Genomic DNA, 25,371 nt, shown 5'->3' with positions numbered 1-25,371 from the left:
ACCATGACTGAACGCACGACCGTCGGCACGATCGAGGACCTGCACGCGTCCGCGACCCGGATGACCGGCCTCGACGACTTCGGCGTCGACGACTACACCGAGGCCCTCGGCGTCCTGCTCGACTCGTATGCCCGGGACGAGGACCTGACGCCGTTCGGCAGCAAGATCTCCCGCGTCTTCCTGCGCGGCGCGCTCGTTGCCCGACTGCTCAGCGAGGCGGCGTGGAAGCAGTTCCCCACGCACGCCGACGTGCAGATCGAACGCCCCATCTTCGTCACCGGCCTACCACGCACCGGCACCACCGCACTGCACCGCCTGCTCACCGTCGATCCGGCCCACCAGGGCCTCGAGATGTGGCTGACCGAGATGCCGCAGCCGCGCCCGCCCCGCGACACCTGGGAGTCGAACCCGGTGTTCCAGGCGATCGAGCAGCAGTTCAGCAAGCATCACGTGGAGCATCCCGAATTCATGGGCGTGCACTACATGTCGGCCGGCGAGGTCGAGGAGTGCTGGCAGCTGCTGCGGCAGACCTTCAAGTCGGTGTCGTACGAGTGCCTGGCGAACCTGCCGACGTACTCGAAGTGGCTCGAGGGCCAGGACTGGACCAACGCTTACGAGCGGCATCGGAAGAACCTGCAGCTGATCGGTCTGCACGACCAGGATCGGCGTTGGGTGCTCAAGAACCCGAGCCACCTGTTCGCACTCGACGAGTTGATGGCCGTGTACCCGGACGCGCTGATCATCCAGACCCATCGCCCGCCGCGCACGATCGTCCCGTCGATGTGCAGCCTGGCCGAGCACGCCACCGAGGGTTGGTCGAACAAGTTCCGCGGCGAGGTCATCGGCCGCAGCCAGCTCGACCTGTGGGCGCGCGGGCTCGAGGATTTCACCGCGGCCCGGGCGAAGTACGACCCGGCGCAGTTCATCGACGTCGACTACGGCGACTTCGTCGCCGATCCCTTGGGCACGATCGAGAAGGTGTACTCACACTTCTCGATCCCGCTGTCGGAGCAGGCGCACCGCGCGATGGAGGACATGCACACCGAGAGCCGATCGGGTAGCCGCAAGCCGGCGCACAAGTACACCCTCGAGGACTACGGATTGACCGCCGAGGAAGTGGACGAGCGCTTCGGTCGCTGACGAGGTGTCGCGTCGTCCGACGCGAGCACCTTCTGCAGCGCGGTCGCGATCGCCTCGAGTTCGTGATCGGTCAGGCGCGCGGCGAACCGTTCCTCGATGCCGCGCAGGTACAGCGGCGCCGCCTCGCGGTACCTGCGCCGGCCGAGGTCGGTGATGGCAACGAAGGCCGAACGGCGGTCGTCGGGATTCGACTCGCGCCGCACGAGCCCGTGGGCCTCCATCTCGGTGACGAGCCGACTCACGCGGGTGCGGCTCAGTACCACGCGATCTCCCAGATCCCCCATGCGCAGACGCCGATCGGGCGCCCCGGCAAGCTCGAGGAGTACGTCGTACCAGGCCAGCGGGAGTCCGGTCGGCCGACGCACGTCGGCGTCGAGTTCCGGAACCAGACGCGCATGAACCTGCAGGAGCGCTCCCCAGGCGTCGCCCGCCAGGTGGCGCCGCGCCGAATCTCGTGACACTGCCATCGGCGCAGTGTAGTCAGATTCCCGAAACCAGTTGCGTGCGGCCGCACATTCCTGTTTCATTATGTGCGTGCGCACGCAATTACCGACCGAGAGAGCGAGGAGAACACGATGACCACGTCGACGATCACCCGAGACGAGCTGACCGAGGCCCTCAACCGAGGGGAGGTGACCCTGCTCGACACCCTGGGGCCCGCCTACTACGCGAAGATGCACATCCCGGGCGCACTGAATCTCGTCGAGGACGAGGTGGAGTCGCTTGCGCCCCAATTGATCCCGGATCGCAACGCCGAGATCGTCACGTACTGCGCCAATGTCGCGTGCCGCAACAGCGAGCTCGTCGCAGGCCGCCTGGAGGCACTCGGCTACACGAACGTGCGACGGTATCGCGAGGGCATCGCAGACTGGGAGGCCGCCGGCCTGCCCGTCGAGGGGACGGCGGCCGCGACGGCTCGACACTGACCCGGAGATCGGGCCGCGAGCACCGGGGGGGCTCGCGGCCCGATCCAGTCCCGGCCGGGATCGGCATCGAAATCCCACCCAGCGAGACCGACTGTGACATGAAACACACCGGTGGGCTAGTTTCCTGCTCGAGAGTCCTGCAACGGCGCTGGAACCCCGCTAGAGAGGCTCGATCCGGATGTTTCTGCACGCAAGACGATTCGACAGCGACCGCCACCGCCTCCCGGAAGGGATGCACAGCACTCCCGCCACCGCGACCTCGGTCGACCTGGCCGCGTGCGGCTACATCGAACACGAGTTCTTCCTCAGCGGCACCGCGACCGCCTACCGGGAGGACGGCGCGTGGGAGTCGGACGGGCGCTGGACGGTCGCCGACGCGGGGCAGGCCCCGTACCGCACTCGACTGCTGGTGCGGGCACCGCAGGACCCGGCCCGGTTCAACGGCACGGTCGTCGTCGAGTGGCTGAACGTGAGCGGCAACGTCGACGTGGACGTCGACTTCGCATACATGCATCCGGAACTGCTGCAGGGGTACGCCTGGGTGGGCGTCTCCGCCCAGGCCGCCGGCGTCAACAGCACCGGCGGCAGCCCCCTCGGCCCCGACGTCGTCGGACTCAAGGCGTGGGATCCGCAGCGGTACGGCCCGCTGCACCACCCGGGGGACGCCTACTCGTACGACATCTTCGCCCAGGCCGGCGCCGCGCTGCGGGCACCCCGGGGCGCCGACCCACTCGCCGGGCTGACGGTCGAACGCCTCCTGGCGGCCGGTCAGTCCCAGTCCGCGATGCGAATGCTCACCTATGTCAACGCAATTCATCGGAAGAACCCGGTGTTCGACGGGTTCTTCGTCCACGGCCGTGCCGGGTTCGGCGCACCGATCGGATCCGGCACCGGCCTGCCGAAGTTGGACGGACCGAACGGACCCGACGTGGTCGCCCCCGCGCGCGTCCGCACCGACCTGGACGTGCCCGTCTTCCAGGTGATCACCGAGACCGAACTGTTCGAACTCGGGGGTGGCTCCGGTCCACGGTCGTTCGTCGCGGCCCGTCAACCCGACACCGACCGGATCCGCACCTGGGAGATCGCCGGCACCGCGCACTCCGATGCCCACGCCCTGCGAATCCTCCACTCGCAGTACACCGCACAGTTCGGCACGGTCCGCGACCTGAGCGCCGTCATCCCGATCGTCAACAACGGACCCCAGGCGCAGGTCGTCTCCTCGGCGCTGCGCGCGCTCCGCACCTGGGTCGCCGACGGCGTCGCACCCGCGTCCGCGGACCCCATCGAGACGACCGACGCCCACATCGTCCGCGACCGCTTCGGCAACGCCTGTGGCGGGGTGCGCACACCGCAGGTCGACGTTCCGGTCGCTACCCTCACCGGGGAGAGTGCGCACGTTCCGAACAACGGCGCCACCGTTCCCCTCGACGCGAACACTCTCGCGTCGCTGTACCCGGACAGGGCCACGTACCTCAGTCGCTTCGCGGAGGCGACCGATCGAGCAGTGGCCGGCGGATTTCTCCGCTTCGAGGACGGTCGCACCCTGGTGGCCGCGGCTCGCGCGGCGTCCGTCGGCGGCTGACGCGCACCGTCCAAGCCTTGGCCGAAACGGCCAATCTATCAAACACCCAATCGGTTTTGGGTGCTTCACCGGGGCGCGTGCAGGCCTGCTAGCTTTACCGCCGGTGGCGTCGGGCCACATTCAGCATCATTCCCAGAGGATCCCCATGGACATCATCACCACGGCCAGCGCTGTCATCAGCGTCGTCAGCGCGCTCATGAAGCTGATCGACGCGGTCAGTGTGCTGAGCTGATCCCCCACGACTCGTGGAGGCCGGCCCCCATGGGGGCCGGCCTCCACGTCTTTCGGGAGCGTGCCCGTCCGCCGCTGCAGGTGGCCGGGTCAGTCGGGCCAACCGGACGCGAACAGGTCGTTGTGTTCGCCGAGACCCGGGGCGTGCAGCCACGCTCATCGGGGGTCGACGTCGCCACCATCGACGTGCCCGCGTCGACGACGGCCTCCGGCGTCAACGCCCGCTCGCACGCGTCCTTCAGGGCGAGTCGGCCGGCCTCGGACGCCGTACCTGCGCCGAAGCCCTGTTCTACGCCACACGGCAGTGCCCAGACCGGGGTTTCCGGCTTCCGTCCGCGCAGCGAGCCACCCCACATTGAACAAACGTCCAAGTGTTTTCGTGTCGTTCATCAACGTCTCGCGAACGGCTGCTAGCTTCACCGGCAGTGGCGTTGGGCCACATCCACCGATCACCTCAGAGGACTGAAACATGGGTTCCTTCACCACGCTCAGCGCAGCCATCGACGCCGTCAAGACCATCATGGCGCTGATCCAGCAGCTCAGCTCCGCGAGCTGACCTCTCACACGCACGCGGAACGGGCCGGGCTCTGCGAGCCCGGCCCGTTCCGCGTCTCGCAGCCGGACCGAGACCACTCGGATTCGCGCTCGGGCATTGGCGATCGGTGACCGGACGTACCGCGACCGGTGCATGAACCGACCCGGTCCACATGGGATGATCGGGACATGCCGTCACCGTCGCCGCTGCCACTGGACCCGATCGAGGAAGCGCATCGTCAGTGGACGCAGCACGGCTGGGGCGCGGTGGCGGACGGGATGGCCGCGGTGACGTCGGTGATGCGGGCGCAGCAGATCATGATGGCGCGCGTCGAGGAAACGCTCAAGCCGTTCGGTCTGACCTTCTCCCGGTACGAACTCCTGACCCTGCTCACCTTCACCCGCACCGGCGCGCTGCCGATGGCGAAGGCCAGCGCCCGACTCCAGGTGCATCCGACGAGCGTGACCAACGCGGTCGACCGCCTCGAGGCCGCGGGGCTGGTGCGCCGCGTCCCGCATCCGACCGATCGCCGCGCGACGCTCGTCGAGATCACCGACGAAGGGCGGGAGTTGGCGTTGCGCTCCACCGAGGAACTGAACGACAAGGTGTTCGCCGAACCGGGCCTGGCCCCGGACCGGCTCGATTCCCTCGTCCGCATCCTCGCCGAACTGCGCTACCGCGCAGGAGATTTCGATACCGGAGACAAGCCCGGCAAGTGGCACTGACCACTCCGTGACACGCCTCGGCCCCGCATCGAGCGATTCGATGCGGGGCCGAAACGTACTGCGTCGTATGCCTAGCGGTGCCCGAAGGTGGGGTCGCGCTTCTCGGTGAACGCGGCCATGCCTTCCTTCTGGTCCTCGGTCGCGAACGCGGAGTGGAACACACGCCGCTCGAATCGCACGCCCTCGGAGAGCGTCGACTCGAACGCCCGGTTGACGGACTCCTTGACCATCATCGCGATCGGCAGGGACATGTCGGCGATCTTCGACGCGGTCGCGATCGCCTCGTCGAGCAGGTCGATGGCCGGGACGATGCGGGCGACCAGTCCGGCGCGCTCGGCCTCCTCGGCGTCCATCGTGCGGCCGGTCAGGCACAGGTCCATCGCCTTGGCCTTGCCGATCGCGCGGGTCAGACGCTGCGAGCCGCCGATGCCGGGGAGCACGCCGAGCTTGATCTCGGGCTGGCCGAACTTCGCCGTGTCGGCCGCGATCAGCACATCGCACATCATCGCCAGCTCGCACCCGCCGCCGAGCGCGTAGCCGGCAACGGCCGCGACGATCGGCTTGCGGGCCGCCGCCAGGCGGTCCCACGCCGAGAACCAGTCGTCGAGGTACATGTCCATGAAGGACTTGCTCTGCATCTCCTTGATGTCGGCGCCGGCCGCGAACGCCCGCTCCGACCCGGTGATGAGGATCGACCCGATGCTGCGGTCCTTCTCGAAGTCGTCGACCGCCGCGACCACCTCCGACATCAGCTGGGCGTTGAGCGCGTTGAGCGCCTTCGGCCGGTTGAGCGTGATCATGCCCACGCGACCGGTCCGTCCGACCTGAATGGTCTGGTAGTCCGTCATCGAGTCTCTCCGTTCGACCTGTCCCTGATGTCCCTGATGATCGCCGAGAAGTCCTCGCCGCCGTGCCCGGTTTCATGGAACCGCCGGTACAGCTCGGCGGCCCGCATGCCCAGCTCTGCGTCGACGCCGTTGGCGCGCAACGCGTTCGCAGCCAGACCGAGGTCCTTGTCCATGAGCGCGGCCGCGAAACCCGGCTGGTAGTCGTTGTTGGCGGGGCTGGCCGGGACCGGACCGGGCACCGGGCAGTTGGTGGTGAGCGCCCAGCACTGTCCCGACGCGTTCGACGCCACGTCGAACAGCGCCTGGTTGCTCAGGCCCAGCTTCTCGCCGAGCACGAACGCCTCGCTGATCGCGATCATCGAGACGCCGAGGATCATGTTGTTGCAGATCTTCGCGGCCTGGCCGACGCCGGGACCGCCGCAGTGCACAACCTTGCGGCCCATCACCTCGAGCAGCGGACGCGCCGCCTCGAAGTCCTCGTCGTCGCCGCCGACCATGAACGCGAGCGTGCCCGCCGCGGCGCCCACGACCCCGCCCGACACCGGCGCATCCACGCCCCGGTGACCGGCCTGCTCGACCAGTTCGTGCGCGGCTCGGGCGTCGGCGACGTCGATCGTCGAGCAGTCGATGAACAGCGTGCCCTGGCGCGCCGCGGCCAGCAGGCCGCCCTCGTAGAGGCCGATCACATGCTTGCCACTGGGCAGCATCGTGATCACGACGTCGGCGTCGGTGGCCGCCTCGGTAGCGGATGCCACGACCGTGATGCCGTCGCGCTCGGCCTGCTCGAGCGCGGCCGGCGCGAGGTCGAAGCCTCGCACGACGTATCCGGCCTTGGCCAGGTTCGCCGCCATCGGTCCACCCATGTGGCCGAGTCCGACGAATCCGACGGTGATGTCGCTGGTGCTCATCGCACTTCCTCCCCACTCACGAGTCCTGCGGCCAAGCCGAGTTCGGCCTCGCCGAGCGACTCGAAAAATCGATCCACGTGTTCGTCGGTGACCGCCTCGAGGGTCGACGGCGACCATGCGGGGTTACGGTCCTTCTCTACCACCTGCGCGCGGATGCCCTCCACGAGATCGTGGGATCCCAGGCACGCCAACGACACCCGGTACTCCTGATCGAGCACCGCCTCGAGCGTGTCGAGTTCGCGTGCCTGCCGCAGCGCCCGCAACGTCACCTTCGCGGCGGTCGGGGACTTCGCCAGGATCTGTTCGGCGGCCGCGGCCGCCGCGGGAACACCACTCGATCGCAGGTTCGCGACGATCTCCTCGACGGTGTCGGCCGCGTACGCGGCGTCGATCCAGTCACGCTGCGTGGCGAGTTCCGAAGCCGGGGCGGGCTGCGCGAACCGCGCGAGCGCGTCCTCGACGCCTCCCGTCGTGAGCGCCTGCTCGAACTCCTCGAGCCGGTCGGTCGGGACGAAGTGGTCGGCGAAGCCGCACGCGATCGCGTCGCCTGCGCTCAGCCGCGCGGTGGTCAGCGCGATGTGGGTGCCGAGTTCACCCGGCGCCCGCGACAGCAGGTAGGTGCCGCCGACGTCGGGCACGAAGCCGATGCCGACCTCGGGCATGCCGACGGTCGACCGTTCGGTGACGACGCGGACGTTGCCGTGCGCCGACACACCGACGCCGCCACCCATGACGATGCCGTCCATGATCGCGACGTACGGCTTGCCGTAGCGGGCGATCGCGGCGTTGAGGACGTACTCGTCGCGCCAGAAGTCCTTCGACCCGCTGCCGCCCTCGCGGGCGTCGTGGTAGATCGAGACGATGTCGCCGCCCGCGCACAGTCCACGTTCGCCGGCACCGGTCAGCAGCACGGCACGCACGGACTCGTCGTCCGCCCACTCGAGCAGCGCCGAGGCCATCGCCTGCACCATCGTGTGGTTGAGCGCGTTGATGGCCTTGGGCCGGTTGAGGGTGATGCGACCGAGGCCGCCGACCCGTTCGACGATGACGTCGGGTTCGCTCACGCCGCACCCGCCGAACCGACCACCGAACGCGCCACCACGATCCGCATGATCTCGTTGGTACCCTCCAGGATCTGGTGCACCCGCAGGTCTCGCACGATCTTCTCCAATCCGTACTCCGCCAGATAGCCGTAGCCGCCGTGCAACTGCAGCGCCTCGTTCGCGACCGAGAACCCGGTGTCGGTGGCGAAGCGCTTGGCCATCGCGCACAACTCCACCTTGTCCGCGGTGTCGGCGTCCAGAGCGTCCGCCGCCCGCCACAGCAGGGTGCGCGCCGCCTCGAGTTCGATCCGCATGTCGGCGAGGCGGAACTGCAGCGCCTGCGACTCGATCAGCGCCGAGCCGAACGCCTTGCGTTCCCCGAGGTAGGCGACCGCCTTGTCGAGCGCGGCCTGCGCGCCGCCCACCGAGCAGGCGGCGATGTTGAGCCGTCCGCCGTTGAGGCCCTTCATCGCGATGCGGAAGCCCTCACCCTCACCGCCGAGCAGGTTCGCCGCCGGCACCCGGACCTCGTCGAGGATCACCTGGCGGGTGGGCTGCGCGTTCCAGCCCATCTTCTTCTCGTTGGCGCCGAACGACAGTCCCGGCGAGTCCTTCGGCACGATGAACGCCGAGATGCCCCGCGCGCCCGCGTTGCCCGTCCGCGCCATGACGACGTACACGTCCGACGTGCCCGCACCGGAGATGAACTGCTTGACGCCGGTGAGCAGGTAGTCGTCGCCGTCGCGAACGGCCTTGGTGGACAGGGCCGCCGCGTCGGATCCGGCGCCGGGCTCGGTGAGGCAGTAGCTGCCGAGCTGCTCCATCGACGCGAGGCCGGGCACCCAGCGCCGTCGCTGCTCGTCGTCACCGAACTCGTCGATCATCCACGTGACCATGTTGTGGATGGAGATGTACGCGGCGATCGACGGGCAGCCCGTGGCGAGCTGCTCGAAGATCCGGACGCCGTCGAGCCGGGTGAGACCCGAACCGCCGACGTCCTCGCGGATGTAGATGCCGCCCATGCCGAGGGCACCCGCCTTGCGCAGCACGTCGACCGGGAAGTGTTTGTTCTGGTCCCACTCGATCGCGTTGGGCGCCAGGTATTCCGCGGCGAAGTCGCGCGCGGTGTCACTGATCGCGCGCTCGTCGTCGGAAAGTCTGAACATTGCCTTCGCTCCTAGTTCGTCGTCATGATGACGCTGTGGCCGCTGTCGTCAGAGGGATTTCGCAATGATCCCCTTCATGACCTCGTTGGCACCCGCGTAGATCTTCTGCACCCGCGCGTCCTCGTACATGCGGGCAACGAGGTACTCGCGCATGTACCCGTAACCACCGTGCAGCTGCACGCAGCGGTCGACGACCTCGCACTGTTTGTCGGTGAGCCAGTACTTCGCCATGGCCGCCTCCGCCGCGTCGAGGTCACCGCGCAGGTGTTCCTGGATGCAGTGGTCGAGGAACACCTCGCACGTCCGTGCGATCGTCTGGCACTCGGCGAGTTCGAACGCCGTGTTCTGGAACTCGAACAGGCTGTGGCCGAACGCCTGCCGGGACTTGACGTACGCGACGGTTTCCTCCACGGCCCGGTTCATCGCACCCGACGCCTGGGCCGCGATGATCAACCGCTCCTGGACCAGCTGCGCGACGAGCTGACCGAACCCTTGCCCCTCCTCGCCCAACAGGTTCGAGACAGGAACCCGCACATCGACGAACGACAGCTCGGAGGTGTCCGCGGCATGCTGCCCGACCTTGTCGAGCACCCGCCCCACCGAGAATCCGGGGCAGTCCCGCAGGTCGACGATCAACAGAGACACTCCCCTGGCGCCGGCCTTGGGATCGGTCTTGACCGCGAGGACGATCATGTCGGCAGAGGAACCGTTGGTGATGAACGTCTTCGAACCGTTGACGACGTAGTGGTCGCCGTCCCGGACGGCCGTCGTCCGGATGGCCTTGAGATCGGAGCCCGCGCCCGGTTCGGTCATTCCGATGGCGCCGAGGATCTCCCCGGACGCCATGCCGGGAAGCCAGGTCTGCTTCTGCTCCTCGGTGCCGTACTCGTTGATGTAGTGCGCGACGATTCCGCTGTGCACCGAGACCCCGAACGCGAGGTCACCCGCGTGGCCCTGCGCCTCGAACACCGCGAGATCGTGTGCAAACGTGCCGCCGCCACCACCGTATGCCTCGGGAATCGAGCAGCAGAGCAGTCCGAGCTTGCCGGCCGTGAGCCACACATCGCGATCGATGCGGCGCTGCGCCTCCCACTTCTCGTTGTTGGCGACGACCTCGCGTTCGAAGAATCCGGCCGCGAGTTCGGAGAGCGCCCTGACCTCGTCGTCGTGCCAGCTCGGTACGTACTTTTTCACTGTCGAAGTCCTCGATCCGGTCGTCGGGGGTTCTCGTGGATTCTCAGGGCACCGGAGGTACCCGAAGTGGTTGGCACTGCACCGGTCTCATCGACCGGCACCGTCTCAGTCCATCGTGGGGATGACGAAGTGGTTGGTCGCGTGCTCCTTGGTGCCCGAGGGCCAGCGCTGCGTGACCGTCTTGGTCTTGGTGTAGAAGCGGAAGGAGTCGGGACCGTGCTGGTTGAGGTCGCCGAAACCGGACCGCTTCCAGCCACCGAAGGTGTGGTAGGCGATCGGCACGGGGATCGGGACGTTGACGCCGACCATGCCGACGTTCACACGGTTGGTGAAGTCGCGCGCGGTGTCACCGTCGCGGGTGAAGATCGCGACGCCGTTGCCGTACTCGTGCTCCGTGGGCAGGCGCAGCGCCTCCTCGTAGTCCGCGGCACGTGCAACGAGCAGCACCGGGCCGAAGATCTCCTCCTTGTAGATCCGCATGTCAGTGGTGACCTTGTCGAACAGCGTCGCACCGGCGAAGAAGCCGTCCTCGTGGCCCTCGAGGGTGAATCCGCGGCCGTCGACGACGGCCTCGGCGCCCTCGTCGAGACCGATCTGGATGTAGTTGTTCACCCGGTCGAGCGAGTCCTTGCTGACGAGCGGACCGAAGTCGGCGCCCTCGTCGTCGCTGCGCCCGATCTTCAGCTTGGCAACCCGCTCGGTGAGCTTCGCGACGAGCGCATCGGCGGTCTCCTCGCCGACCGGCACGGCGACCGAGATGGCCATGCAGCGCTCGCCCGCCGAGCCGTAGCCGGCGCCGATCAGCGCGTCCGCGACCTCGTCGAGGTCGGCGTCGGGCATCACGATGGCGTGGTTCTTGGCGCCACCGAAGCACTGTGCACGCTTGCCGTGGGCGGCCGCGGTCTCGTAGATGTACTGCGCGATCGGGGTCGAGCCGACGAAGCCGACCGCCTTGATCCGGTCGTCGGTGAGCAGCACGTCGACGACCTCCTTGTCGCCGTTGACCACGTTGAACACGCCCGCGGGCAGACCGGCCTCGACGAACAGCTCGGCGATACGCAGCGGCACCGACGGATCACGCTCGGACGGCTTGAGGATGAACGCGTTGCCCGCCGCGAGCGCCGGACCCGCCTTCCACAGCGGGATCATCGCCGGGAAGTTGAACGGGGTGATGCCGGCGACGACGCCGAGCGGCTGCCGCATCGAGTACACGTCGATGCCGGTGCCGGCGGATTCTGTGTACTCGCCCTTGAGCAGGTGCGGGGCCCCGAGCGCGAACTCGATGACCTCGAGGCCGCGCTGGATGTCGCCCTTCGCGTCGGGAATGGTCTTGCCGTGCTCGGAGGACAGCAGCCGCGCGAGCGAGTCCATCTCCTCCTGCACCAGCTGGAGGAACTTCATCAGGACCCGGGCACGCTTCTGCGGGTTGAAGGCGGCCCATTCACGCTGCGCGTCCACCGCATTGGCGATGATCGCCTCGGTCTCGGCCTTGTCTGCGAGCGGCACGCGCGCCTGCACCCGCCCGGTGTTGGGGTCGTAGACGTCCCCGAACCTGCCCGACGCTCCGGGGATGCGCTTGCCGCCGATGAAATGGGAGAGCTCTCGAACGCTCATTGTCCGAACCCGTCCTTTGCTGGTCGTCACGGAGACGCGAAGGAGACGTGCGTCACCTCCGGCATTCTTCGCTCATCCTATAGTTGGAAGTCCACGTAAGTCCAGGGTGTGATCCCGACAATTGCCCGAACCGCAGGTAGAGGGCGAAATCGTCGGACAGAATGACGATCCGAGCGCCTGGATTCAGCGATCGTTTCCCGGACGGAGATCTGCCGATGGACTCCCTGAGCGAACCGATTCTCGACACCCTCGACCACCCGTTCTCCCGGCGGACGTTCCTGGGCGGCGCCGGTGCCCTGCTCGTCGCGGGCATGGCGGGAGCGCCCGCGCACGCGTCGGCGTCACCGCACCCCGCGCGGGCGGCCGGGCCGGGCGAGCTGCCGCGTCGACCCAACATCGTCGTCGTGATCACCGACCAGGAACGCCCACCGATGTTCTGGCCGCAGAACTGGGCCGAGCAGAACCTGCCCCATCGGACGCGCCTCGCCGACACCGGCCTGTCGTTCGACAACGCGTTCTGCAACGCGGCCATGTGCTCGCCCAGTCGCAGCGCCTTCTTCACCGGGCTGTATCCCGCACAGCACGGCGTCACCGCGACGCTCACCGAGGGCGGCACCGTCTCCCCCACCGAGCCCACCCTGCCGCTGAACCTCCAGAACATGGCCAGGCTGCTCGAGTCCGCCGGCTACAACGTGCACTACCGCGGCAAGTGGCACATGAGCAAGGGCGCCGACGGCGGCGACCCGTCGAGCGCGGACGTCGCCGCGTACGGCTTCCAGGGCTGGATTCCACCCGAGGGCGGCCAGGACACCGACCCCGACCACTTCGGCGGCGGCTGCGCCGATCTCGACAGCCGCTACGCGTCCGAGGCCGTCGACTTCCTCCGCGGCCTGGATCCACGCGACGACCGCCCGTTCGCGCTCATCGTCTCGTTCGTCAATCCGCACGACGTGCTCGCCTATCCGCAGACCTGGGATGCGAGGGGCGGCACGTGCGACAACTACGGTTCCGACGCGCCCGGCATCTTCGAGCAGGGCATCGACCTGCCGCCCACCTACGACGAGCACCTCGCCCTCAACTTCAAGCCCACCGCACAGATCCAGTCGCAGCTGCTGCTCGCCGCCGGGCTCGGTCCGCTGCCCGGCCGGGAGGCGGCCCGCAACTACGTGAACTTCTACGCGTACATGCACAAGGTGGTCGACGAGCACATCGGCGCGGTGCTCGACGCCCTCGACTCCCGGCCCGGCATGCGGGATTCGACCGTCGTGATCCGGATGTCCGACCACGGCGAGATGGGCATGTCGCACGGCGGGCTGCGACAAAAGGTGTTCAACGCGTACGAGGAGACGCTGCGCGTGCCGATGGTGATCAGCAATCCGGTGCTGTTCCCGCGGCCCGTGCACACCGCAGCGCTCGCATCGCTGATCGACGTCATGCCCACCCTCGCGACCCTCGCGGGCGTGCCGAACCGGTCGGCGTGGGACTTCAAGGGCGTGGACCTGACGCCGATCCTCACCGATGCCGCCGCGAACCCGACCGCACCCACCGCGGAGGTGCAGGACGTCGTGCACTTCACCTACGACGACCAGAACTGCGCCACCCCGAACGGGCAGCGCATCGTCACACAGCCCAACCACATGCGCACCGTCCGCGACCGACGCTGGAAGTACTCGGCGTACTTCGACCCGGCCGGGGTCGCACCGCCGCAGTACGAGATGTACGACCTGCAGGCCGACCCGCTCGAACTGCACAACCGCGCCGACCCACTGAACATCGGCTACTTCGATCCGGCCCAGGCGGCGCGGATGCACCAGACGCTCTTCGAAGTCATGGACAGGTGCGGCACCACACCCGAACGCGGACTCACACCGCGTCCGCTGGTCGGTTCGTAGAGGTCGCTACCGGCGTCAGTGCACGAGTTCGAGGAACTGCATGGGAGCGGTTTCGGTGAATCGACTCGTGACGTTGCCGCCGAGCCCGCCCTCCAGTGCGGTGTCGCCGATCAGGTCGAGCTTGCGCGCGGAGGCGCCCTCACTGATGTCCAGTTCGGCGAGGTTCACCCACAGGACGTTCGGGCGCGTGGTCGACGAGAAGACGAACTGCCGATTCGTCAGGTCGGCCACCGTCTGCCAGATCGTCTGCGACGCGTAGGGTTTGCCAGGCTCGGGTACTCGGAACGGCTGGGCCGCATTGCGGATCACGCTGAACATCCCCGCAACGGCTTCCACCCGGGTCTTCGGCTGGGGCAGGTGACCGACGTAGTGCGCGGCGCGGGCGAACCGGTCGGATGCCTGCGTGGTTCCCGGGAGCGGCTTGTCACCGCCGAAACCGTCGACCTGCCGCAACATGTCGATCTGCTTGTCGTAGGTCGGCGAGTTGGTCATCACGCGATAGCTGCGGTCGTGCCAGACGTGGGCGACGCCGCCGTCGACGTACTCGACGATCGCCGAGTCGCCGGTGGCATCGTCGAGTGCCAGGTGCACCGCGGGCACCTCGCCCGTGGCCGGATCCCCCAGGGGCACCACCTGAACCTTGGTCTCGTCGATCCACGCGACGGCCTCGGCGACGGTGGCGAAATTATCGAGGAAGTACTGCAGCCAGATCGCCATGCTGAGCGCCGGCCGCGACTTGTCGAACGTTCCGTACTCGGATTCGGTGAGCCAGAGAATGTGGCCGGACAGCCCGGCCTCGTTGATCCCGTCGACGGACATCATGTCGAAGGCGCCGGCGACGACACTGCCGTACTTCGAGGTCCAGCGGAGCGATCCGCCGACGCCGTCGTTCCGCTCGATCCCGCGGGGCAGGGACCAGAGATTGGTGCCGGTATCACGGTGGTAATCCATGTTGCGGCCGACGAGCACCGAACCTGCCGCATCGGGCCACATCACCCTAGTGCACATTCGCTCCACCTTTCGCGGTTCCAGAGAGCAGATCTGTCAACGAGACATCGAGGTGAATCGGACAGAATGCTAGCAGCGGCTCGGGTGCCGATTCAGCTTTCCCGGTCCTCGCCGTGTCCCGTAATCAGATTGGGGTGCAGTCGTTCTCGCTCAGTTCACCGGAGTAGAGGAATGCGGTGACCAAACCGCCGCACGACGAACCCACGGTGGAGCCGTGGACGCCGTCCTCGATCGTGAGCAGCCGGCCACCGATCGCCGCCTGCGCTTCGAGCGCCCACTCGTAGGGGGTCACGTTCTCGATGCGGTGGCCGATGATCAGCAGATCGGTGCCGGTGTTCGCGACCGCGGTCGGCTCCGCCGGCGGGGGCCAACCGCTACACAGGCTGATGCCGGGAACGCCGGAGTCGGCGGGGAACTCGATGCGCCGCTGCGGGTTTCGTGCGATCTCGGCGTTGAGTGCGCCGTTCGCGGCCAGCTGTGCGGCGGTGTCGCCGACCGGGTCGAGGCTGTTGCAGATGTAGGCGGTGCCGGCAGTCCCGTTGACGGAACGGTCGAGAAAGTCCGCGGTGGCCGGGTCGACCGGGGCGTCGTTGTCGTCGGGTGCCGGAGGAGAACCCGGCGGAATCTCGGGATCGTCCGGTGCCGGGCCTCCGACGCCGACCAACCCGACGTCGGGGGGCTCGGGCAGGGCCTCCGGTGGGACGTCCGGATCTGCGGCCGCGAGGGTGCGCAACGCCTCGACCGCGGACGTGCCCGTGTAGTCCATGCTGTCGAGCACCACCCGGTGCAGGTGGTCGGGGAACCGGGATTGCAACTCGGCGCCGAGGACCGTGCCCCACGAGACACCGAGGTAGTCGACGGTGTCCAGGCCGAGCGCCTGCCGCACCCGATCGAGGTCGCGGGCCGCGTTCGCGGTGGTCAGGCTCTCGACGAAGTCGGGGTCGGCGTCGATGCAGTCGCGGTTGGCGGCGGCGATCGCATCGGCGTACGCCGTCACGGTCGCGTCGTCGCGCGAGTCGGGGACGTCGGGTTCGGTGCAGGTGACGCTGGTCGAGGAGCCGATCCCGCGCAGGTCGATGCCGACGACGGTGCCGCCGAGCCCGAGATCGGATGCCACGGTCGCCGCCATGCTGCGACCCTCCACCCCCGGACCGCCGGGATTGACGAACGTCGTCGGCGCCGACGGATCCGTGCCGACGACGCGGCTGAGCGCGAGTTCGACCGTGCGGCCGTCGGGGTCGGTGTAGTCCAGCGGGACGTCCACCGACGCGCACTGCAGGCGATCGACAACGCCCGACGGGGTACCGAGATCGTTGACGTACGCGGCGAGATCCGTGCACGGTTCCCATGCGACGGGAACGGGGCCGCCGCCACCCGACCTGCCGCAACCGGACAGCGTCGCCGCAGCAACGGTGACCGCGCCGAGCAGTGCCGCCGCCCACCGAAGCCTCACGCGATTCCTCCTGTGCCGATCACACGCCGGGCTCCACGGTAGAGGCCGCGGTGGCGGCACTGCTCGGCGCCGTGTCACCGCGCCGTCAGGTACTCCGATGTGGCGAGGTCGGCGGGGAAGAACGATTCGATCGCGAGTTCGGAGACCGCGACGTCGAGGGGTGTCCCGAACACCGTGGTCGTGCTGAGGAACGCCAGCTCGCGGTCCCCCACCGCGATGCGCAGCGGGACGACGAGGGCCGGGCCGGGCTCCGCGGCGTCCACTCCGCCCGGATAGTCGGCGAGTTCGGCGCGGAGCCGACGCAATTCCGGGTCGCCCGTGACGTCGGCCTGATGGTCGAGCCGGTGCAGCACGTGGGCCCGCCACTGCGCGAGGTTGGTGATGCGCGGCGCCATACCCTCCGGGTGCAGGCTCAGCCGCAGGACGTTGACCGGCGGCTCGAGCAGCCAGGCGGCGGCGCCCTCGGTCAGCAGGGCCACCGCGTCGTTCGAGTCGACGAGGTTCCAGTGCCGGTCCACCACCACCGCGGGCATCGGCGCATGCGCGGTGAGGATGGCGGCGATCGCGTCGGCGACCACGGCCATCGGCACGTCCGACAGCACGTGTTCTGGATACTCGGGCGCGAACCCGGCCGCCAGCAGCATCGCGTTGCGGCCCCGCAGCGGGATGTCGAGATGTTCGCCGAGGCGAAGCAGCATCGACCGGGTCGGCTTCGCGCGCCCCGTCTCGAGAAAACTCACGTGCCGCGCCGACACCTCGGCCCGATTGGCCAGATCGAGTTGGGTCATCCGGCGTCGACCACGCCACTGCCGGATCAGGTCCCCCACCGCTACCTGCGACCGCGTCATGCCGTCGACCCTAAGCGGTCACGGTAACGAGCCCCATTACCTCCGAGGTAATCGACCGACCACCACCGCCGGCGCCAGGCTCGTTCGCAGCGGCCGAATCCGACGGCCGATACGAAAGGGGTTCACCATGAACGACTTCGAGGCACTGATCGAGCGCTACCTGGGCACCTGGAACGAGACGGACACCGACAAGCGTGCCGCGCTCGTCGCGGACCTGTGGGCCCGCGACGGACGCTACGTCGACCCGATCGGCAGCGCCGAGGGACCCGCCGCGGTGAGCGCCCTCATCGGATCGGTGCAGCAACAGTTCGACGGGATGCGCTTCGAACTCGTCGGCGCCATCGACGCCCACCACGACCAGGCCCGGTTCACGTGGGCTCTCGGGCCCGCCGACGCCGAACCCCTCGCGATCGGTTTCGACGTCCTCGAACGAGACCCCGCCGGGAAGGTGCGCACGGTTCTCGGGTTTCTCGACAAGGTGCCCACTGCCTGACCCCGACGCCGGAACCCGCTGCCGACCGTCACTCGGCAGCGGGGGCGCGGGATACGTCAGACGTGAGAGCCGACGACCTGCGTGAGCATCGCAAGGTTGGCCGCCATGCCGTCCCGCCACACGCCCATCCGGTGGGCGACGATCGCACCCTCCTTGTCCGGATGCTGGTCGATGAAATCGGAGAGCGGGGAACGTCCGGTGCCGGCCTTGGCCCACTGCCGAACGATGGTGCCGTCGCCGTCGGACTCCACCTCGAAGCCCCACGTCGCGATCGGGTCCGCCACCGAACCCACGCACCACACCCAACGGCGACCGTCCTCGACCTCGGCGATCTCCGACTCCGTGTGCCACTCCCCCACCTGCGGGCTCGCATTGTGCCCGCGGAACCGGGCGCCGACGGCGACACCAATCGCCCCGTCCAGCCACTCGACCCGCTGCAGTTCGCCGTCGGCGCGGGTGGGCAGTTCGATGTCGGTGACCAGTGCCCACGCCTGCTCAGGCGTGCAGGCCAGGCGTTCGACAACCTCGACGGTGGGAGTATCGCGCAGACGCATGGGGCTCCTTCAGGTTTCGGGTTCGCGGTTCGGAGGTGACGCTACGCCCATGCTCCGGCACGCCGCGTCACCCCACGCGGTCACGAACCGAACATGATCAGGTTCCCGATGCCGGAGAAGAAGTTCCACACATCGACGAAGAACTGGCCGACCACCGCGGCGAGCGGCCACAGCGGTTCCGGCAGGCTTCCCAGGGGATTCGGACCCGGCGGATTCGCATTCGCGATTCCGCCGCTCACGAGGAACAAGACACCCACGGACACGACGACGGCGGCAGCTCTGATCCTGTTCATGCCAGGTATATCCGGCCGATGCCACCACTCGTTAACGTCGCCGCCGGAATCCACTCCCCAGGGCCCGATAGCACTCGTCGAGGTCGCGCAGGGCCGCGACGACATCCGACTCGTCCTCCACACCCGCACGGAGCACAGCGCGGAGCAGCGTCGCGTCCAGATCATCCGGGGCGGCGGAGAATTCGATCGCGGGCAGGGCCTCGTAGCGGACGTTGTCACCGAAGTGGTCGTCGCCGCCGGAGGCGGGGCTCGGCTCCTCGTCCTCGCCGCCGACCGCCCGCATCAACGTGTCCAGGTCGAGGCCCCGCACCGTGAGCATCGTCAGGGGCTCGCGGTCGACACGCTCGGCCAGCAGGTACGCGACGGCGGCGACGTGCTTGCAGGGCCACCCCGGATCGGGGCAGGTGCAGTCGAAGTCGAGTTCGCGTCCGCCGTCGGGCAGCAGCATCGGCGCCAGTTCCTGGGGCACCGACCCGGCGGCGAGCGCGGCGAGGGTGCCGGGTGTCGACCGGATCGTCTCGACCAGTTCGGCGGTGTGCTCCTCGTCGAGCGTGCGCAGCGTCAGCACCGCGGTGAACGGTGCGATCTGGCTGCCCTGCACCTCGCCGGTCACCCGTCCGGCCGCGATGTCCAGCGCGACCACCTGACCGCCGCGGGCGTAGGTGCGGCCGCGGCTGAGCCGGCCGGTGTCGCCGACCTTCTCGAGCGACTCGATCAACGCGCGCCCCCACCAACCGCGCGCGAATGCGCCTCGCTTGGAGACCGATTCGACGCCGCCGACCACCGGCCTGCGCTTGCCGAAGGCGCTGAAGTCCGGGCGACCGCGCTGCGGGCTCATTCGCCGACCGCCTCGTCGCCGAGGATCAACAGGTCGTGCAATTGATCGGCACTCATCTCGGTGATCCACTTCTCGCCGGTGCCGATCGCGAGATCCGCGAGCTCCTGCTTGTTCGAGATCATCGCGTCGATCCGTTCCTCGAGCGTGCCCACACACACCAGCTTGCGGACCTGGACGTCGCGCCGCTGCCCGATCCGGAAGGCGCGGTCGGTGGCCTGATTCTCCACCGCCGGATTCCACCACCGGTCCAGGTGCACAACGTGATTGGCGGCGGTCAGGTTCAGGCCGGTACCGCCGGCCTTGAGGGAAAGCAGCATGATCGGCGGACCGTCGTCGCCCTGGAACCGCTCGACCATCCGGTCCCGGCGCGCCTTGGGGACACCGCCGTGCAGGAACGGAACGTCCACCCCGAACCGCTCGGCCAGGTACGGCTCCACGAGGTCGCCGAACTCCCGGAACTGCGTGAACAGCAGCGCGCGTTCCCCGTCGGCGGTCACCGAGTCGAGGATGTCCTCGACCAGGCCGAGCTTGCCGGACCGGTGCCGCCCGCGCCGCAGCACCCCGGACCCGTCGCCGAGGAAGTGCGCGGGGTGGTTGCACACCTGCTTGAGCCGGGTGAGCGCCGAGAGCACCGCGCCCTTGCGCTGCATGCCCTCGGTGTCCTTGATCTTCTTCAGCATGTCGTCGACCACGGCGCGGTACAGCGCGGCCTGCTCGACGGTCAGGTTGGCCCGCACCGTCATCTCCTGCTTCTCCGGCAGATCGGAGATGACGGTGGGGTCGGTCTTGACACGGCGCAGGATGAACGGCGACGTCACCGCCCGCAGTCGCGTCACCGCCGCCTCGTCCTGCTCCCGCTCGATCGGCACCGCGAATCGGGCGCGGAAAGCCTGTGGGCTGCCGAGCATTCCGCGGTTGACGAAGTCGAGGATCGACCGCAGTTCATCGAGCCGGTTCTCCACCGGTGTTCCGGTGAGGGCGATGCGGTGGTCGGCCGGGATCGCCCGGGCGGCGCGGGCCTGCGCGGTCGCGGAGTTCTTGATGTGCTGCGCCTCGTCCAGCACCACCCGACGCCACGCCTGATCCGCCAGCGCCGCAGCGTCGCGGGCAAGCAGCGAGTACGTCGTGATGAACAGGTCGCTGGAGCGGACGGCGACCGCCAGGTCCTCGCCGCGACGGCGGTCGGCTCCGTGGTGGACGTGGACGCGCAGGTCGGGCACGAATCTCGCGGCCTCGCGCTGCCAGTTGCCCACCACCGACATCGGACACACCAGCAGGGTCGGCGTGTCGGAGCGCTCGTGCGCGAGGAGCGCCAGCAACTGCAGCGTCTTGCCGAGACCCATGTCGTCGGCCAGGACCGCACCGAGCCCCGTCTCGCTCATGAACGCCAGCCAGTCCAGGCCCCGCTGCTGGTAGTGCCGCAACTCGGCGTTCAGCCCGGCGGGCTTGGGCACCTGCGCCGGCTCGAGCGTGCCGTCGAGCAGGGTGCCCACCCACCCGGTGGCATGCAGTTCCTCGACCGGTACCGGCGGCCGTTCCGCCTCCGTCAGTTGTCCGAGCAGGCCACCGAGCGTCCCACCCTCCCCCGAACTGCGCTGCGTCACATAGCGGGCCGCCTGCGCGAGGACGGTGGCGTCGGCCTGCACCCACTGTCCGCGCAGCCGCACCAGGTCGCTCTGGGTGCCGGCCAGCCGGGTCAGCTCGTCGGGGGTGAGGACGATGTCGCCGAGCGCGAGTTCCCATTCGTAGCCGACGATCTCGTTCATGCCGACGGCCCGCTCCTCGGCCGCGGCGGGCACCGGCGGCGACGACACCCGCACCCGCAGCGACGGCGACACCACCGCCCACGCGCGCGGCAGCAGCAGCGTGATGCCGGCGTGCTGCAGCGCCCGCGCACCGTGCAGCACCAGGTCGGTCACGACGGCCGTCGGCAGCAGCAGGTCGAGGCTGTCCGGGTCGGTCGGCAGGTCCCGCAGCCGCGGATACGCCGCGACGGCCGCCCCCAGCTTGCGGACACCGATCTCGAGGAGGCGGGCCTCGGTGCGGTGCAACAGGACCGGGGTCGGCGCCTCCCCTTCCGGTCGCAGACAGACCTGCAGGCGCCACAGCGCGTCGTCGGCGAGGTCGGCCTCGTCGCCGTCCTCTACAGCCTCCGCCTCGGGCTCGAGCAGCCGCAGCACCAACTCGGGCTCGTCGGCCGTGAGGCTGCCGCGCCACGCGTCGAGGCCGCTGGCCATCCGGTGGTTGCCGCCCTCGTACGGCTCGCCGCGCAGCAGCGAACGCAGCAGCGGATGCTCCGAGTCCCGATCGCCGAGCAGGTCCCGGACCACCGCGTCGGTCAGTTCGCCGACGAAGTCGTCGAGGATCTCGCGCGGGCTGCCCTCGCACCGCTGCACGGACGGCATGGCCGCCGACAACTCCGCCAGCCACGCCCGCTGGCGTTCGCCGCCCAGCAGCCGCCACCGCGGCCACCAGTGGCCCTCCGCGCGGTACAGCTCGGGCACGACGCGACCGGCGCGCGCCCACCGTTCGACGCCACGCGCGACGTGCGCCAGATACCGCAGATCACCCGAGACCTGCGGGGCGTCGTCTGGGACGGCGAGCAGGACGTCGGCGGCCTCGGCGGGCGCAAGCGCCAGCACCGGTACCCGCTGCGGCGCCGTCCCGACCGGACCCGGGACCTGCACGGTGTGGTGGCGACGGAAGCGGCGGCGCAGCACCCGGCCGAGCGGCTCCGGCAGATCGGGCAGCTCGGACTCCGGGCCTCGCCACAGCAAGAGGCCCGCGCCCGGCGACCAGAGCCCGTGCAGCATGCGATCCATCCAACCAGCCCGCACCGACATGCCTGGAATTCACCCCGCTACCAGGCCATACTGAGCCCAGACGAAACTGGAGCCGGTCATGCCGATCATGATTCAAGTCTTCGAACAGGTGTACTCGCCCAACACACCGTGGCAGCAGCGCAAGGTCGCGTTCGTCGACACCGATCACATTGTCGCGATGCGCCTCGACGGACAGGCCGGGGTGTGGCTCGACGTCACCAAACACGGCGAATCGCATCGACTGGCCACCACCGGTTCCCCCGAGGAGGCGATCTACTTCCTCCTGAGCATCTTCGGGAAGATCGCCGAGTGCCGACAGAACGGCGGCTCGTGGCTCATCGGCCACGACGGCGTCGACGCCGGTTCGATCCACGCCGCGAAGTTCCCACACTCCTGACCCGGACCCCCGCTCATTCGCGGGCTGCGCGGTACCCGGGATGCACGTTGGAGGTGAGCCCATGGCTCGCGGCGATCTTGTTCAGCAAGATCGCGAGGGTCTCTCGTTCGTCGTCCGTCAGCGCTTTTGCCATGTCGGCTTCATGTGCGGCACCGACCTCGCGCATCCGACCCATCACCGCGCGCCCGTCGCCTGTGAGTTGAAGTTCGTAGATTCGCCGGTCACGCGTGCTCCGCTCACGAGCGACCAGGCCCTTGTTCTCCAGCCCGTCGATCAAGACGACGACCCGACTGGGGGCGACGTTGAGCCTGTCCGCGAGGGCCTGCTGGCTGAGACCCGGCTCGGCGGCGATGAGTCTCAGAATCCCGACATCGCTGGGCTGCAGGGCCAGATCTTCCAGCCGCTCCGCAAAGCGCGCGGCGGCGAAGGCTCCCACTTGGGAGAGCAGGAAGCTGACGAATGGCGCGATTCGATGCTGTTGAGGCATTTGCGCGTGTTCGGACACCGCATAATGCTAGCGAAACATAATCATTCACTGCTATGAATGATTCATGACAGATACTCAATCCCTGTCCGGTCACGTTGCTCTCGTCACCGGCGCCTCGGGCTCGATCGGCGCCGAGGTCGCGCGGACTCTCGCACGAATGGGTGCCCACGTCGCGGTTCACGGGCGTACCCCCGCGGTTCTCGACGCGCTCGTCGCCGAAGCGCGGGCAGCGGGCGTCGCCGGTGCCGGCTATGTCGGAGATGTGAGTGACGGCGACCATCTCGCGGAGGTCGTCGCCGACGTGGCACAGCGACTCGGGCCGATCGACGTGCTCGTCACGCTTGCCGGCGGCGCCGGGGCACCTGTTCCGACCGCGGCCCTCGGTCCCGATCGATGGAGAAGTGTGATCGACACAGACCTGACGTCGGTGTTCCTCACCATTCGTGCAGTGCTCCCCGGGATGGTGAAGCGGGGCGGAGGGCGAATTGTGACCGTCGCGTCGAGTGCCGGTCGTCGACCTTCGCAGGCAAACGCGGCCTACGCTGCCGCGAAAGCAGGCGTGGTCATGCTGACGGAGCACATCGCGAAGGAGTACGCAGCGTCGGCTGTCCGGGCCAACTGTGTGGCGCCTTCCATCATCGAGACCGCCGCGTTGAACAAGCGCATACCTTCACCACAGCTCGACGCTATTGCCGCCCGTGTACCTCTCGGTCGGATCGGACAGCCGGTGGACGTCGCCGCAGCGATCGCGTTTCTCGTCAGTGACCGCGCGTCGTGGATCACCGGGACGACTCTCGACGTCACCGGAGGAATGACTCTGTGACCACGACGCTCAACCGAAGGGACTGGAAATGATCAACCCGATGCTCGAGAAACTCATCCGATTTCAGCGGCCCGAGCGCGTGCTTCCCTACGCCCAGAACCTGAATGTACCCACGCTCTCAGGCATTTTCGGCACCGACGAGGACCAGTACCGCGCGGTCCTCGAGGCCCTCGACATCCAGCGAACCGAGGCGGCAGCCCGACTCGCAGCCGACCCCCAGGTCAGCGCACACATCGAGAAGCTGCCGTTCGAACACGGCGCGCGCATCGTGGCTATCGGCGAGAGCACCACCGCCGACCGACTTTCCTGGTTCGAGATAATGCGCGCAACACTCGACACACAGCGGCCCGATCTCGAGCTGCGCTTCACCAATCTTGCGGTCGCCGGTGCCACGAGCACGCAGATGCTCGCCGCGGTGCCTGCGATCCGGGGACAGAGCGCGGACTGGATGTTCTGCATGCTGGGCGGCAACGACTCCCGACGTTTGGGCGCCGCTGACGGACCCCCGCTGGTGACCCGACAGGAGACACTACGAAACCTGACCGCACTGCGCGCCCAAGCCTTCCCGGGTGACAACGCGCGCTGGGTTTGGGTGACCCCGACGCCGGTCGACGAAACACAGGTCGCTGCCTTCCCGTTTTTCCGCAGCGCCGGAATCACGTGGACGAACGCCGATCTCGCCTCGCTCGCGGCCGCGATCGCCGACCTGCCCGGCCTCGTCGTCGACAGCACGCCCGCTGCCTCCGGTCCTCATGCCTCCACCGAGGACGGCCTGCACCTCGGCATCGCGAGCCAAGAGGCGCTGGCGGCCCGGGTTCTGGAAGCACTCTCCGAAGGTGGTCTGCGATGAAACTTCTGCTGCTCGGTGCGACCGGTGGAACCGGAGCCGAGGTACTCACCCAGGCCGTCTCTGCCGGACACGACGTCACGGTGATCGCCCGCCGCCCCGAGAAGATCGCCCATCCGGAAAGCTCCACGCTGAGGATCGTCGCGGGTGATGTTCTCGAGGCCGGCGCCTGGCAGGACGCCGCCGCCGAACACGACACGGTGCTCTCCTGCCTGGGAAGCACCGACCGAAAACGCCCGACGACGGTCTATTCCGAAGGAACCCTCAACGTGCTGGCCGCGATGGGCCCGAGTCCGTCACGCCGACTCCTCTGCCTGTCCTCGGCCGGACTCGACATCTCCCCGGACACGCCCGTCCTGCAGAAGATCGTCACTCGTCTCGTCGTCCAGCGACTGTACCGGCACGGGTACGCGGACATGAGACGGATGGAGGCGTCGTTGCGTACCCAGGAGGCCGAATGGACGGTCATTCGAGCGCCCATGCTCACGGACAAGCCTCCCACCGGCAGCTACCGCACCGCTGTCGACGCCCGGCTGCCCGACGCCGGAACCATCACCCGCGCCGACCTGGCTCACTACATGCTCTCTGCAATCGGTGATCGCTCGACATGGAAAGCGACTGTGGAAATCTCCGGAGGCCGCTGACGATCCCGCGCTCCTGACGCCGAGTTCGGTGCCGCCCGGCGCACCGCTGACCTCACGGCC

25 protein-coding genes are annotated in these 25,371 nt (G+C 68.5%); 10 read left to right on the top strand and 15 right to left on the bottom strand.

The features are described 5' to 3' along the window. Nucleotides 1-3: 3 nt before the first annotated feature. Complete coding sequence (locus ABTV10_RS09035; protein WP_499034115.1) at nt 4-1,140, top strand: sulfotransferase family protein; 1,137 nt, start codon at nt 4-6, stop codon at nt 1,138-1,140. Here the strand turns inward: ABTV10_RS09035 and ABTV10_RS09030 are convergent. Further along, nucleotides 1,095-1,607: a MarR family winged helix-turn-helix transcriptional regulator gene (locus ABTV10_RS09030; RefSeq protein WP_433611775.1), complete on the bottom strand. Its 513-nt coding sequence runs from the start codon at nt 1,605-1,607 to the stop codon at nt 1,095-1,097. The two genes, ABTV10_RS09035 and ABTV10_RS09030, sit on opposite strands and share 46 nt — an antisense overlap. 108 nt (nt 1,608-1,715) lie before the next feature. On the opposite strand from ABTV10_RS09030, the gene ABTV10_RS09025 reads away from it, so the two are divergent. The 3 genes from ABTV10_RS09025 to ABTV10_RS09015 all read left to right on the top strand — a co-directional run bounded on the left by ABTV10_RS09025 (nt 1,716) and on the right by ABTV10_RS09015 (nt 5,139). Then, nucleotides 1,716-2,066 (top strand): rhodanese-like domain-containing protein, encoded by a 351-nt coding sequence (locus ABTV10_RS09025; RefSeq protein ID WP_433611773.1) that lies wholly within the window; start codon nt 1,716-1,718, stop codon nt 2,064-2,066. Between the two features lie 232 nt (nt 2,067-2,298). Then, entirely contained in the window at nt 2,299-3,648 is a 1,350-nt protein-coding gene (locus tag ABTV10_RS09020; protein WP_499034113.1) for an alpha/beta hydrolase domain-containing protein, read from the top strand. A gap of 954 nt (nt 3,649-4,602) precedes the next feature. Beyond that, nucleotides 4,603-5,139 (top strand): MarR family winged helix-turn-helix transcriptional regulator, encoded by a 537-nt coding sequence (locus tag ABTV10_RS09015; RefSeq protein ID WP_499034112.1) that lies wholly within the window; start codon nt 4,603-4,605, stop codon nt 5,137-5,139. Nucleotides 5,140-5,210: 71 nt separating this feature from the next. On the opposite strand, the gene ABTV10_RS09010 is transcribed toward ABTV10_RS09015, so the two are convergent. The 6 genes from ABTV10_RS09010 to ABTV10_RS08985 form a co-directional block, all read right to left on the bottom strand. Continuing rightward, the gene (locus tag ABTV10_RS09010; RefSeq protein WP_433611766.1) at nt 5,211-5,987 is read right to left on the bottom strand and encodes an enoyl-CoA hydratase; all 777 of its coding nucleotides are present in this window, start codon (nt 5,985-5,987) and stop codon (nt 5,211-5,213) included. Beyond that, complete coding sequence (gene mmsB / locus ABTV10_RS09005) at nt 5,984-6,895, bottom strand: 3-hydroxyisobutyrate dehydrogenase (protein WP_433611765.1); 912 nt, start codon at nt 6,893-6,895, stop codon at nt 5,984-5,986. Before mmsB ends, ABTV10_RS09010 begins: the two co-directional genes overlap by 4 nt. Further along, nucleotides 6,892-7,959: an enoyl-CoA hydratase/isomerase family protein gene (locus tag ABTV10_RS09000; RefSeq protein ID WP_499034110.1), complete on the bottom strand. Its 1,068-nt coding sequence runs from the start codon at nt 7,957-7,959 to the stop codon at nt 6,892-6,894. Before ABTV10_RS09000 ends, mmsB begins: the two co-directional genes overlap by 4 nt. Beyond that, the gene (locus ABTV10_RS08995; protein WP_499034109.1) at nt 7,956-9,104 is read right to left on the bottom strand and encodes an isobutyryl-CoA dehydrogenase; all 1,149 of its coding nucleotides are present in this window, start codon (nt 9,102-9,104) and stop codon (nt 7,956-7,958) included. Before ABTV10_RS08995 ends, ABTV10_RS09000 begins: the two co-directional genes overlap by 4 nt. Nucleotides 9,105-9,152: 48 nt before the next feature. Further along, on the bottom strand, nt 9,153-10,298 hold the full coding sequence (locus ABTV10_RS08990; protein ID WP_433611761.1) for an acyl-CoA dehydrogenase family protein: 1,146 nt from the start codon (nt 10,296-10,298) through the stop codon (nt 9,153-9,155). A 105-nt stretch (nt 10,299-10,403) separates the two neighbouring features. Beyond that, nucleotides 10,404-11,912, bottom strand: coding sequence for a CoA-acylating methylmalonate-semialdehyde dehydrogenase (locus tag ABTV10_RS08985; RefSeq protein WP_433611759.1), 1,509 nt, complete (start codon nt 11,910-11,912; stop codon nt 10,404-10,406). Between the two features lie 215 nt (nt 11,913-12,127). Between ABTV10_RS08985 and ABTV10_RS08980 the strand changes: the two genes are divergently transcribed. Beyond that, complete coding sequence (locus ABTV10_RS08980) at nt 12,128-13,804, top strand: sulfatase family protein (protein ID WP_499034107.1); 1,677 nt, start codon at nt 12,128-12,130, stop codon at nt 13,802-13,804. Between the two features lie 15 nt (nt 13,805-13,819). Here the strand turns inward: ABTV10_RS08980 and ABTV10_RS08975 are convergent, their stop codons facing one another. From ABTV10_RS08975 to ABTV10_RS08965, 3 genes are all read right to left on the bottom strand, one after another. Continuing rightward, nucleotides 13,820-14,812: a linear amide C-N hydrolase gene (locus ABTV10_RS08975; protein WP_499035153.1), complete on the bottom strand. Its 993-nt coding sequence runs from the start codon at nt 14,810-14,812 to the stop codon at nt 13,820-13,822. Nucleotides 14,813-14,936: 124 nt separating this feature from the next. After that, nucleotides 14,937-16,265: an alpha/beta fold hydrolase gene (locus ABTV10_RS08970; RefSeq protein WP_499034106.1), complete on the bottom strand. Its 1,329-nt coding sequence runs from the start codon at nt 16,263-16,265 to the stop codon at nt 14,937-14,939. Nucleotides 16,266-16,339: 74 nt separating this feature from the next. Beyond that, nucleotides 16,340-17,113, bottom strand: coding sequence for a helix-turn-helix domain-containing protein (locus ABTV10_RS08965; protein WP_499034103.1), 774 nt, complete (start codon nt 17,111-17,113; stop codon nt 16,340-16,342). A 127-nt stretch (nt 17,114-17,240) separates the two neighbouring features. On the opposite strand from ABTV10_RS08965, the gene ABTV10_RS08960 reads away from it, so the two are divergent. Further along, nucleotides 17,241-17,606, top strand: coding sequence for a nuclear transport factor 2 family protein (locus ABTV10_RS08960; protein ID WP_499034100.1), 366 nt, complete (start codon nt 17,241-17,243; stop codon nt 17,604-17,606). Nucleotides 17,607-17,662: 56 nt separating this feature from the next. Here ABTV10_RS08960 and ABTV10_RS08955 read toward each other — a convergent pair whose 3' ends face one another. The 4 genes from ABTV10_RS08955 to ABTV10_RS08940 all read right to left on the bottom strand — a co-directional run bounded on the left by ABTV10_RS08955 (nt 17,663) and on the right by ABTV10_RS08940 (nt 22,104). Further along, nucleotides 17,663-18,160: an SRPBCC family protein gene (locus ABTV10_RS08955; RefSeq protein ID WP_499034098.1), complete on the bottom strand. Its 498-nt coding sequence runs from the start codon at nt 18,158-18,160 to the stop codon at nt 17,663-17,665. A gap of 80 nt (nt 18,161-18,240) precedes the next feature. After that, the gene (locus tag ABTV10_RS08950) at nt 18,241-18,453 is read right to left on the bottom strand and encodes a hypothetical protein (protein ID WP_499034096.1); all 213 of its coding nucleotides are present in this window, start codon (nt 18,451-18,453) and stop codon (nt 18,241-18,243) included. Between the two features lie 31 nt (nt 18,454-18,484). Continuing rightward, nucleotides 18,485-19,291: an SWIM zinc finger family protein gene (locus ABTV10_RS08945; RefSeq protein WP_499034095.1), complete on the bottom strand. Its 807-nt coding sequence runs from the start codon at nt 19,289-19,291 to the stop codon at nt 18,485-18,487. Beyond that, a complete protein-coding gene (locus tag ABTV10_RS08940) occupies nt 19,288-22,104 on the bottom strand; it encodes a DEAD/DEAH box helicase (protein ID WP_499034093.1) in 2,817 nt (938 codons plus the stop codon). The genes ABTV10_RS08945 and ABTV10_RS08940 overlap by 4 nt, the downstream gene beginning before the upstream one ends. A gap of 88 nt (nt 22,105-22,192) precedes the next feature. Here ABTV10_RS08940 and ABTV10_RS08935 point away from each other — a divergent pair, with 88 nt between their 5' ends. Beyond that, a complete protein-coding gene (locus ABTV10_RS08935; protein WP_433611742.1) occupies nt 22,193-22,510 on the top strand; it encodes a hypothetical protein in 318 nt (105 codons plus the stop codon). A 13-nt stretch (nt 22,511-22,523) separates the two neighbouring features. Here the strand turns inward: ABTV10_RS08935 and ABTV10_RS08930 are convergent, their stop codons facing one another. Continuing rightward, nucleotides 22,524-23,015, bottom strand: coding sequence for a MarR family winged helix-turn-helix transcriptional regulator (locus ABTV10_RS08930; protein ID WP_499034091.1), 492 nt, complete (start codon nt 23,013-23,015; stop codon nt 22,524-22,526). 46 nt (nt 23,016-23,061) lie between these two features. On the opposite strand from ABTV10_RS08930, the gene ABTV10_RS08925 reads away from it, so the two are divergent. Genes ABTV10_RS08925 through ABTV10_RS08915 form a run of 3 tightly spaced genes read left to right on the top strand, consistent with a single transcriptional unit; the run spans nt 23,062 to nt 25,311 of the window. After that, complete coding sequence (locus ABTV10_RS08925; protein WP_499034089.1) at nt 23,062-23,820, top strand: SDR family NAD(P)-dependent oxidoreductase; 759 nt, start codon at nt 23,062-23,064, stop codon at nt 23,818-23,820. 28 nt (nt 23,821-23,848) lie between these two features. Further along, nucleotides 23,849-24,670, top strand: a complete 822-nt coding sequence (locus ABTV10_RS08920; RefSeq protein WP_499034088.1) for an SGNH/GDSL hydrolase family protein — start codon at nt 23,849-23,851, stop codon at nt 24,668-24,670. Continuing rightward, on the top strand, nt 24,667-25,311 hold the full coding sequence (locus ABTV10_RS08915; protein ID WP_499034087.1) for an NAD(P)-dependent oxidoreductase: 645 nt from the start codon (nt 24,667-24,669) through the stop codon (nt 25,309-25,311). Before ABTV10_RS08920 ends, ABTV10_RS08915 begins: the two co-directional genes overlap by 4 nt. The last annotated feature ends 60 nt before the right edge of the window (nt 25,312-25,371 follow it).

Origin of the sequence: Paraburkholderia sp. RHO2, from assembly GCF_050955445.1 — a bacterium.
In the GTDB taxonomy this organism is placed as follows: Bacteria; Actinomycetota; Actinomycetes; order Mycobacteriales; family Mycobacteriaceae; genus Prescottella; species Prescottella agglutinans_A.
This window is presented reverse-complemented; position numbering and strand designations above follow the sequence as displayed.